At 30.5% G+C, this 8,910-nt stretch carries 11 protein-coding genes, 1 tRNA gene, 1 pseudogene and 1 riboswitch; of the genes and pseudogenes, 2 read left to right on the top strand and 11 right to left on the bottom strand.

The window, feature by feature from the left end:
* The 3 genes and pseudogenes from ACJAX4_RS19470 to ACJAX4_RS19460 form a co-directional block, all read right to left on the bottom strand.
* Nucleotides 1-1,011, bottom strand: a pseudogene (locus ACJAX4_RS19470) (NAD(P)/FAD-dependent oxidoreductase); the annotation flags it as partial.
* Between the two features lie 23 nt (nucleotides 1,012-1,034).
* Nucleotides 1,035-1,319, bottom strand: coding sequence for an ArsR/SmtB family transcription factor (locus tag ACJAX4_RS19465; RefSeq protein ID WP_435791098.1), 285 nt, complete (start codon nucleotides 1,317-1,319; stop codon nucleotides 1,035-1,037).
* 36 nt (nucleotides 1,320-1,355) lie between these two features.
* Nucleotides 1,356-1,679, bottom strand: coding sequence for a rhodanese-like domain-containing protein (locus ACJAX4_RS19460; RefSeq protein WP_435791097.1), 324 nt, complete (start codon nucleotides 1,677-1,679; stop codon nucleotides 1,356-1,358).
* Between the two features lie 325 nt (nucleotides 1,680-2,004).
* On the opposite strand from ACJAX4_RS19460, the gene ACJAX4_RS19455 reads away from it, so the two are divergent.
* Nucleotides 2,005-2,199: a hypothetical protein gene (locus ACJAX4_RS19455; RefSeq protein ID WP_435791096.1), complete on the top strand. Its 195-nt coding sequence runs from the start codon at nucleotides 2,005-2,007 to the stop codon at nucleotides 2,197-2,199.
* A 197-nt stretch (nucleotides 2,200-2,396) separates the two neighbouring features.
* Here ACJAX4_RS19455 and ACJAX4_RS19450 read toward each other — a convergent pair.
* From ACJAX4_RS19450 to ACJAX4_RS19425, 6 genes are all read right to left on the bottom strand, one after another.
* Nucleotides 2,397-2,471, bottom strand: a tRNA-Glu gene (locus tag ACJAX4_RS19450).
* 173 nt (nucleotides 2,472-2,644) lie between these two features.
* Complete coding sequence (locus ACJAX4_RS19445; RefSeq protein ID WP_435791095.1) at nucleotides 2,645-3,400, bottom strand: ABC transporter ATP-binding protein; 756 nt, start codon at nucleotides 3,398-3,400, stop codon at nucleotides 2,645-2,647.
* Nucleotides 3,381-4,385 (bottom strand): ABC transporter substrate-binding protein, encoded by a 1,005-nt coding sequence (locus ACJAX4_RS19440; protein WP_435791094.1) that lies wholly within the window; start codon nucleotides 4,383-4,385, stop codon nucleotides 3,381-3,383. The genes ACJAX4_RS19445 and ACJAX4_RS19440 overlap by 20 nt, the downstream gene beginning before the upstream one ends.
* 38 nt (nucleotides 4,386-4,423) lie before the next feature.
* Nucleotides 4,424-5,200 (bottom strand): ABC transporter permease, encoded by a 777-nt coding sequence (locus tag ACJAX4_RS19435; protein WP_435791093.1) that lies wholly within the window; start codon nucleotides 5,198-5,200, stop codon nucleotides 4,424-4,426.
* Nucleotides 5,172-5,462: an MTH1187 family thiamine-binding protein gene (locus ACJAX4_RS19430; RefSeq protein ID WP_435791092.1), complete on the bottom strand. Its 291-nt coding sequence runs from the start codon at nucleotides 5,460-5,462 to the stop codon at nucleotides 5,172-5,174. The genes ACJAX4_RS19435 and ACJAX4_RS19430 overlap by 29 nt, the downstream gene beginning before the upstream one ends.
* 112 nt (nucleotides 5,463-5,574) lie before the next feature.
* A riboswitch (TPP riboswitch) is annotated at nucleotides 5,575-5,683 on the bottom strand.
* An 84-nt stretch (nucleotides 5,684-5,767) separates the two neighbouring features.
* Complete coding sequence (locus ACJAX4_RS19425) at nucleotides 5,768-6,067, bottom strand: hypothetical protein (protein WP_435791091.1); 300 nt, start codon at nucleotides 6,065-6,067, stop codon at nucleotides 5,768-5,770.
* Between the two features lie 132 nt (nucleotides 6,068-6,199).
* On the opposite strand from ACJAX4_RS19425, the gene ACJAX4_RS19420 reads away from it, so the two are divergent.
* Nucleotides 6,200-7,210: a patatin-like phospholipase family protein gene (locus ACJAX4_RS19420; protein ID WP_435791090.1), complete on the top strand. Its 1,011-nt coding sequence runs from the start codon at nucleotides 6,200-6,202 to the stop codon at nucleotides 7,208-7,210.
* A gap of 80 nt (nucleotides 7,211-7,290) precedes the next feature.
* Here the strand turns inward: ACJAX4_RS19420 and ACJAX4_RS19415 are convergent, their stop codons facing one another.
* Together ACJAX4_RS19415 and ACJAX4_RS19410 are read right to left on the bottom strand one after the other, a co-directional pair.
* Nucleotides 7,291-8,199, bottom strand: coding sequence for an HD-GYP domain-containing protein (locus ACJAX4_RS19415; RefSeq protein ID WP_435791089.1), 909 nt, complete (start codon nucleotides 8,197-8,199; stop codon nucleotides 7,291-7,293).
* A gap of 49 nt (nucleotides 8,200-8,248) precedes the next feature.
* Nucleotides 8,249-8,692: a hypothetical protein gene (locus ACJAX4_RS19410; RefSeq protein WP_435791088.1), complete on the bottom strand. Its 444-nt coding sequence runs from the start codon at nucleotides 8,690-8,692 to the stop codon at nucleotides 8,249-8,251.
* Between the last annotated feature and the right edge of the window lie 218 nt (nucleotides 8,693-8,910).

Here is an 8,910-nt window from a genome sequence, read left to right as displayed (position 1 = left end):
TAAACCAAACACCTTAATAATTGAAGTTCCTTGAGTTCCCTTAAAAGTAGTTCCAAGACCAGCTATATTATCAGCTGCAATCCTACCTTGTTTATTTGCAGGTCCAGCTAGTGGAATTGCTGATTTTTGTTTGTTCACAAAATCAACTATTTCTATAGCATCACCGACTGCATATACAGAAGGGACAGCTGTTTCCACTTTATCATTTACTATTATATGCCCTTTAGGTCCGAATTCTATTCCACTATCTTTTAGAAAACCAGTATCAGGAAGCACTCCTATTGCTAAAATAACCATATCAGCACTTAGTTTTTTATCACTATTTAAAATTACTTCCACACTATCTTCATTATCTTTAAAAGATTTTACTCCATCGTTTAAAAATATTTCAATACCATTATCTGAAATTTCCTTTTCAACGGTTAAAACTATATTTGTATCTAAAGGGGCCATTATGTGGGGAGCTGCTTCTACTATAGTAACGTCAAGACCTCTTTCTTTTAAGTTTTAAGCCATTTCAATGCCAACATAGCCTCCACCAATAACAACAGCAGAATTAATACCTTTTTTGTCCACAAATGCTTTTATATTATCAGTATCTGGTATATTTCTTAAGGTGAATATTCTTTTACTGTTAATGCCCTCTATATTAGGTTTAATTGCCTTAGAGCCTGGTGATAGGACTATATAATCATAGCTTTCTTCATAAGTGCCTTTTGCCTTACTATTAACTGTTACAGTCTTTTTCTGTGTGTCAATTCCCACTACATCACTGTTATTTCTTACATCTATATTAAATCTGGCTTTCATACTCTCTGCTGTTTGTACTAAAAGGTTATCTCTATCTTTTATTACTTCACCTATATAATAAGGAAGACCACAATTTGCAAAAGAAATATATTCATCTCTTTCAAACATAATTATTTCTGCTGTTTCATCAAGTCGTCTTAGCCTGGCCGCTGTTGAAGCTCCACCAGCTACTCCACCTACAATTAATACTTTTTTATTCATTAAAATCACTCCTCATATTTTTACTATTTAATACTGAAAATCGAATTAATTAATTTCCCCATCCGCTTATCTTTAATTTTGTAATTAATTTCGATACCATTTCTTTTACCCTGAATTATTCCTGCTACTCTTAACTTTTGTAGATGCTGTGATACGGTAGATTGAGGAATCTTTAGACAAGTATGCATGTAACCGACATTACATTCACCATTTTTTAATAGATTTTTTACTATACATATCCTAATTGGATGTGCTAAAACTTTAAGAAGTTCTGCAATGTCGTTGTATTTCATATAATCTGTATCCATAGTTCCTCACCTCCGTATTTAAATTTATTCTGAATATTATCTAGTTAGACTGTATTCCCAAGAACATATCCCTCTATTGAGATGGTAAATGTTTTTAAAAGAACTATTTGCCAAAGTATCCACCGCTCTTGGGCTTCGTCCGCCAGAGGCACAATAAACAAGTACTGGACTATTTTTAAATTTTTCCAGTTCGGAAAGTTTCATAGGAAGAATATTAACGGGAACAAGTTTGGCACCTTGAATATGACCGTTATCGTATTCTTCTTTAGTTCTTACATCTAAGATAACAAAGTCATTATTTTCACTGATAAGTTTATGAGCCTTTGCTGCAGTAACATTATTAATTTTTGAATTAAACATAATTTATAATCTCCTTTTCGAATAATATTTATATTTTTAATACATTTTTGTTCTTATCTATATATCTATATATTACGATATAACAATATAATAACACAAATAAAATAAAAAGCAATAGTAATATCAAAAATTTAAGCATTTATTTTTAATAACTTAACAAAGAAAAAATATAGGGAAGTTATCGGTGTAGAGCTCATTGTATGATTTTTTTTGAAAACACCGCAATATATAATTTTAGCCAACTATATTTTATAATAAAACGGATAAACTATATACTGTACAATATTTATAGAAAATAATTTTAGTATTAGAAGGGAGAATATTTATGAATAAAAACGAAGAAAAAACAGAGAAATCAGAAAAGAGCAGTCATTCTATTGAAATTACAATCCCATTTAATGGAGTTATTTCGGAAGCTAATAAAGGTTCATCCAAAAAGGAACAAATGAGTAATGAATCAGATGAAAGTAATTCTTCTGATGACACTACTTCAAAAAAACTGATAATTAACATAAAATAAAATATTTAAATACCGGTTTTAAACCATCTTATAATATAGGAACGTAAAAGATAATTTATTAAAATACTTTTAATAAATTATCAAAAAAATAACAAGGTGTTCATAATGAACACCTTGTTTAAATGAGATGTGTGAAAATAAAAAAAAATAGCAAGTTTTACATTGCTGTAAAGCTTGCTATATCATTGTTTATGTTTTGGTGACTCCTAGGGGAATTGAACCCCTGATTCCACCGTGAGAGGGTGGTGTCTTAACCTCTTGACCAAGGAGCCGAATTAACACTACGAGATATAGTATATTACTTTGCCTACAATAAGTCAAATAGATATATTAGATAGAAAATCAATCCACTATTATAAATTAAAATACATAAGTCAATATACCGCATTGTAATTTCATATTATTAATAAACACCCAACTTAAAACCTTTTAAGTTGGGTGTTTATTATAATATTTGTAAAATCCTTCTCTTAATTTCATTGAATTTGTCCGATGTAATTATAGACTTATCTCTAATTTTAGGTAAGTCAACGATTATTTCACTTTTTATAGTTGCTGGTTTATCTGATAATAAATATATTCTATCAGATAAGAATACTGCTTCCTCAATATCATGCGTAATAAATATTATGGTAGCTTTTAATTCCTTTGTAATATCTAAAAGCCAATTTTGCATCTTTGTCCTAGTTATTGCATCAAGTGCACCAAAAGGTTCATCCAGTAACATAATATCTGATGATGACATATATGTTCTAAGTAGTGCCGCTCTTTGCTTCATGCCTCCAGAAAGCTGGAAAGGATATTTATACTCGAAACCCTCAAGTCCAAAGGTTTTAAAATGACTAATAACCTCTGACCTTGCTTGTTTTTTAGATTTCCCCTTTATGATAAGTGATAAAGAGGTATTATCTATAATATTTTTCCAAGGAAGAAGTAAATCCTTTTGATGCATATAGCTTACTTTTTTAGTCCTACCGAAGCACTCTTCTCCATCAATTATAATTTCGCCTCCATCTTTGGATAAAAGACCTGATATAATATTAAAAATTGTACTTTTACCACTACCACTTGGTCCAAGCAGACTTATAAATTCATTTTCGTTAGCATGAAAAGATACATCGTCTATAATTTCCATACTACCAAAGGTTTTCTTAATATTTGATACTCTTAGTTTGTCCACACTAGTCTGGTAAATACTCATTTGTAAACGCCTCATTTGCCTTCATATCTTTTTCTATAAGCTTTCTATCTAAAAGAAATTTGGTATAGTTATCCCAAACTGATGTTTTCATTTCACCCCATCTTTTAGCTTCAGCTTTGTACTGATCTTTCATATACTCTTGACTCTCGTAAGCAAGGGCTTCATTTGTTTCAGGTGCATTATTCAATAAAATCTTTGCACTTTCTTTAGGTTTCTCAATACAATATTCATATCCTTTCGTAACTGCTTTTAAAAATTTCTTTGCAGTTTCATGATCTTCCTTTAATTTATTTTCATTAGCTATAATTACTGGGGTATAGTAATCTAAATCACTATTTAATTTTCCAATATCAATATAGTTAATTGGAATATTTTTAAGCTTAGCTTCTATCCCCGTCCATCCATAAAATATCCATTCAAAGTCAATAGCTTTCTTAGTTACAGCAAAAAAATCCTCAGCTCCTGCGTCCACCATTTTTAGTTTTGAAAAATCAGCATTATCACTTTCCATGAGAGCCTTTAATATTGCGTTTTCAGAAGGAGATCCCCATCCTCCATAGGTTTTACCTTCAAAATCCTTTGGAGATTTAATATTTTTTTTCACTGGTGCTGCGAATCCTGAAGTATTATGTTGGATAATTGTAGCTATAGCCTTTATTGGGAGTGGGTCTTTAGCGGTTCTAGCATAAGTTACATCCTCTTGATAGCTTATACCAAAGTCTCCTTTACCTGCAGCAATTAAAGTTGCAGTGCTCCCCTCTGCTGGCTGAATTATTTCCACATCAAGACCTTGCTCTTTAAAATACCCATTGTCTTTTGCTACATATAATCCAGTATGATTAGTGTTTGGGACCCAATCTAAAATGACTGTAACCTTTTTTAAGGGTTCTACCTTATTTTCACTTTTTTCTTTTGTACCACAACCCACAAATACAACGGCAGTCAGCGATAGAGTTAATAATAATGATATTGATTTCTTTAACATGTTGTTACCTCCATATAAAATAATATTAATATACAAATTTAGCTTTTCTTATCTTGTTTATCCCTACTCCAAGGAGTAAAATAATATTGTAACAAATATAATAGCCCAAATAACCCCATACTTAATATCACTATAATTATGATTACAGCGAAAACTTTATCAAGAGCATATGAGTTTTTAGCTCTAATCATATATACCCCAAGCCCCTTATCTCCTCCTAGCCATTCTCCAATAACGGCACCCATAATACTATAGGTTGCTGCTATTCTAAGGCCTGAGAAAAAATTCACTGTAGAAGATGGTAGCTTAACCATAGTAAAAATTTGATATTTGCTAGCTCCCATAGTCTTTAGAAGGTTTACCATATCAGTATCCACCGAATCTAACCCATCAATTAAACTGATAACTATAGGGAAAAAGCATACTAGAACTACAACAATAATCTTAGGTAATATTCCAAATCCAAACCAAATTACAAAAAGAGGTGCTAAGGCAATAATAGGGATAGTTTGAGATACTACTAAAATAGGATATATACACTTTTTTATAAGTTTTACATTATCCATTAATGTAGCTAAAATTATTGCAACAAAAATAGATATTATAAATCCTATAGTGGCAGCATACAAAGTAGCATAAATATGCTTAGTAAGGCTTGGAAATATATCAACTAAGGTTATAATAATGTCTTTAGGCGATGGCAATATGTACTGTGGCACCTTAAGCTTATCTATAGATATTTGCCATATAAAAAGAATTATTAGTTGAAAAGCTATAGGAATAAGCTTATTTTCTATATTTAAATGTTTTTTCATTCATAGTCACGCCTTCAGGTTTATAATCAATTTTCACCATAGAAACAACCCTTGTTGCTCCATGCTCAACACAAATTTCTTGAGCTTTTTTTACTATATCTAAAAGATCATCTAGTTCACCCTCCATAGTAGTTTCCATTGGCCCTACTTCATATTTTACGCCACTAGCTTCAATATACTCTATAACCTTGTCTACCACGGAATAAATTCGTTCCTCAGCTACTACCGGTATTACTTGGATACTTACATTTACAACTGACATTTAAATTCCTCCTTAACCTATTATTTATAAAAACAAACCCTCCGTTCAAAATCGAACGGAGGGTTTTATAAACCTATAATTTCGCATTATTTATATACTGTAAATCCAAACTAAATGCAAATCATATTTTCCCTCCGCTGGCATTACCCAATTCAGGTTATAAGGGTCGAAACGCAACGGTTTCCTCTCAGACAAAAATAATGACTCCCCTAAATTTTAAAATTTAATATATATACATGATACCTATATTTTCTTTCATTGTCAAATCATTATGGAAACCGTTGGATTTCATTCCAAAAATCTCATTAACCTTTCATGTTTTTTTCAAACTTTTTGATATGCTCCTTAAGTTCATCTATCTGTTTTTGTAAATCGGAATTTTTGCCATCAGTATTGCTGTTGGAGTTCTCACTAGTTTGATTTTGTTCTTGCGATTGACTATTTTGAGCCTGAGCGGCAATTATTAAAATACTCTGCCCTACACCTTCTATAAAATTACCTATCACATTTTGTCCATTAATATTAAGTTTAGAGGCAATTATAACGCCAGCAATTGTTGCTAAAGTAGCTAATTCGCTAGGTGTGTATTCTTCTATTTTTTTCATACATTGCCTCTTTATTAAATTGTTATAATGTAATATATTCTTTTAATAGAAAAGTGTAACACAAAATTATTTTACTAATATATGTCATGTAAATAACATTCTTCATATATTACTCATAAAGGGGTGGTATATTTGGATACGTATAGTAACAGAAAATTTGCGGATGCAGTTTTTGAAGGTGGTGGAATTAAAGGTATTGGACTAGTAGGAGCCTTGAAAATATTTGAGAGCAGTGGATACCAGTGGGAAAATGTTTCTGGAACCTCTGCTGGATCAATTGTTGCTTCGCTAGTTGCTGTAGGATACTCTGCCGAAGAAATAAAAAAATTAATGTTGCAGTTAGATTATGCAAAAATTGCTGATAAAAATCATTTTAACATACCTATATTCTCCAATTCTTATAATTTGTTTTTTAAAAAGGGGATTTTTAAAGGTGATTATATAAAAAACTGGATTGATGAAGCTCTGTCTAGTAAACTTAAACTTCCCAAGGGAAGAAAAGTAACCTTTGGAGATTTAATAAAACCAAATGAAAATGGTATTCTTTTAAACGACATTAAGTATAAAAGAAAATACAAACTGCATATTATAGCAACAGACATCAGTAATGGAAAGATGCTAATCCTTCCAGAAGATATCGCGGACTACGGTATAAATCCCGATGACTTAGAAGTGAGTTTAGCCATAAGAATGAGCATATCTATTCCTTATTTTTTTCGACCTGTAAAGCTAGGCAACGTAAATAATAATAAAAAATCCATCATTGTTGATGGCGGCATTTTAAGCAATTATCCCGTTTGGATTTTTGACGTAAAAGGCATTCCACGCTGGCCGACCATTGGTTTTAAACTTGGAGGAAACAAAGAAATACGTGAACATAAAATAACTAATATATTGAATTTTACTAGCTCACTTATTGAAACTATGCTAGAAGCACAGGATGATATTCACATAAGAGATATGGATTATCTCCGTACAGTAAAAATTAACACTCTTGATATTAAAACAACAGATTTCAATATTTCCAATAAAAAAACCATGGAATTATATAGTTCTGGTGAAAATTGCGCAAAAGAGTTCCTTGAAAATTGGGAAACAAATTATAGAAAACATGAAATTCTTAGAAGCAACTTTTATAAATAATACGGACTACTAATAAAAAAATTTTAAGCAACGCTATGTACATTTTTTATGCGTATGTTCTTATTCAACATACGCATAATTTACTGTATCTTATTTTCTTCTCTTAATACTTTTTCAAAAGCTTCAACAACCTTTTCATCATAATGTATTCCACTTAAGTTTTTTAATTCTTTAAAAGCTACTTTGATGTCCATAGCTTTTCTATAACTCCTGTCTGATGTCATAGCATCAAAACTATCTGCAAGGGCTATTATCTTTGCTTCTAATAATATTTCATCACCTTTAAGTCCATTAGGATACCCAGAACCATCTATTCTCTCATGGTGTTGTACTATTATTTGATCTAAGTTTTCCATGAAAGTTCCTTGTGTCATTTTTGCTCCATCAACTGGATGTTTTTTTATTAAATCAAATTCATTGTTTGTAAGTTTTCCTGGCTTATTTAAAATTTCAATTGGTACAAAAACTTTACCAACATCGTGACAAAGCGCGGCAATTATAATATTTTCAAGTCTATCACTAGAAAAACCTAATAGTTCCGCTATTTTAATTGAATAATTTCGCACTCTCAGACCGTGACCATGTGTATATAAATCCTTTTTTTCAACATTTCTAGTCATGCTTGTCAACTCTTTTATGCCTTTACTTAAATAATTAAAAAAAGGTTCCGTGGATAGATATAATAGAGTTACTTCACTAATAGTCTTTAAACATACCGCTTGTTTTAAACCGTGAGCATAAAAATAATCACCTTTGTTAAAAATAATATTCTCACTATAACTTTCAAAGTCAATTGAACCCTCTAAAATATAAAAAAATTCCAAGGTTTCATTTTTGTCACTTGGTTCGATACAAAAAATTTCTTGAGAAACAATTTTTTGTATCATAATTTCAGCTCCATCACCTCTACCTATTAATCTGAGTTCACCAGATTTCTGAGTAACTTTTTCTAAGCAATATTCATTTTTTCCTAAGTAAAAGCCGTCCATTTCTGTCCCCCTTTGAAAATCACATTGAATAGTTTAATCAGATTTTTTTTTATTCATTTGTTATTCTTAAAGGATCAATCAATACAGTTCTACCACCTATTGTAACCTCTACCCACTGACAGTATACTGTTACACCCTCTTTTGCTGCAGCCGCAATAGTTTTTGCTGACATCTTATTAGTTACCTTTAGTAAATTTTCTATTATTTTATCTATTTCCTTTGTATATTTTTTGTCTAGTTTTTGAATTTTTTTATCATTTTTATTTATTACATTATCTTTTCCCTCTTCTAAAATCTTTAAATCCTCATTATAATTGTTAAGCGCTTTCTGTGAAGCATAAACTGCCTTGGCTACTTCCTCATTAATTTGTTTATTAGTTTGTTCAACGTTCATTGTAATTTCATCCATACCTATAGCTTGGACAGAATTGGTTGGAATAATAATAAAACACAACATTAATAAAGCTGTAATAAAAACTGATATTTTTTTCATAAAAACCCTCCTCATAATCATTATTTTAGAATACTACTTTCCGGTACTAATTATCCATAATTAGGTTTAAAACCCCAATTATGTCTAATTTGATTACATCTATTTTAATACTATATTCTATATACACTTTTGAAATTCCTTTATTTTTCCTCGATACACTAAAACAATTATGGATTTTTGTATATTTGACTAATTATTATAATATAAAAAAAAGTGTG

It is taken from the genome of Clostridium sp., from assembly GCF_051278035.1.
GTDB lineage: Bacteria > Bacillota > Clostridia > Clostridiales > Clostridiaceae > Clostridium_AD.
Note: the sequence above shows the minus strand (reverse complement) of the source record. Positions and strands in the feature narration are given on the sequence as shown.

Bases quoted from the DNA above. Each gene is read 5' to 3' on its own strand.
- ACJAX4_RS19465 (WP_435791098.1), bottom strand. From the start codon at position 1,319: ATGGATACAGATTATATGAAATACAACGACATTGCAGAACTTCTTAAA.
- ACJAX4_RS19445 (WP_435791095.1), bottom strand. From the start codon at position 3,400: ATGAGTATTTACCAGACTAGTGTGGACAAACTAAGAGTATCAAATATT.
- ACJAX4_RS19460 (WP_435791097.1), bottom strand. From the start codon at position 1,679: ATGTTTAATTCAAAAATTAATAATGTTACTGCAGCAAAGGCTCATAAA.
- ACJAX4_RS19440 (WP_435791094.1), bottom strand. From the start codon at position 4,385: ATGTTAAAGAAATCAATATCATTATTATTAACTCTATCGCTGACTGCC.
- ACJAX4_RS19435 (WP_435791093.1), bottom strand. From the start codon at position 5,200: ATGAAAAAACATTTAAATATAGAAAATAAGCTTATTCCTATAGCTTTT.
- ACJAX4_RS19410 (WP_435791088.1), bottom strand. From the start codon at position 8,692: ATGAAAAAAATATCAGTTTTTATTACAGCTTTATTAATGTTGTGTTTT.
- ACJAX4_RS19425 (WP_435791091.1), bottom strand. From the start codon at position 6,067: ATGAAAAAAATAGAAGAATACACACCTAGCGAATTAGCTACTTTAGCA.
- ACJAX4_RS19455 (WP_435791096.1), top strand. From the start codon at position 2,005: ATGAATAAAAACGAAGAAAAAACAGAGAAATCAGAAAAGAGCAGTCAT.
- ACJAX4_RS19415 (WP_435791089.1), bottom strand. From the start codon at position 8,199: ATGGACGGCTTTTACTTAGGAAAAAATGAATATTGCTTAGAAAAAGTT.
- ACJAX4_RS19430 (WP_435791092.1), bottom strand. From the start codon at position 5,462: ATGTCAGTTGTAAATGTAAGTATCCAAGTAATACCGGTAGTAGCTGAG.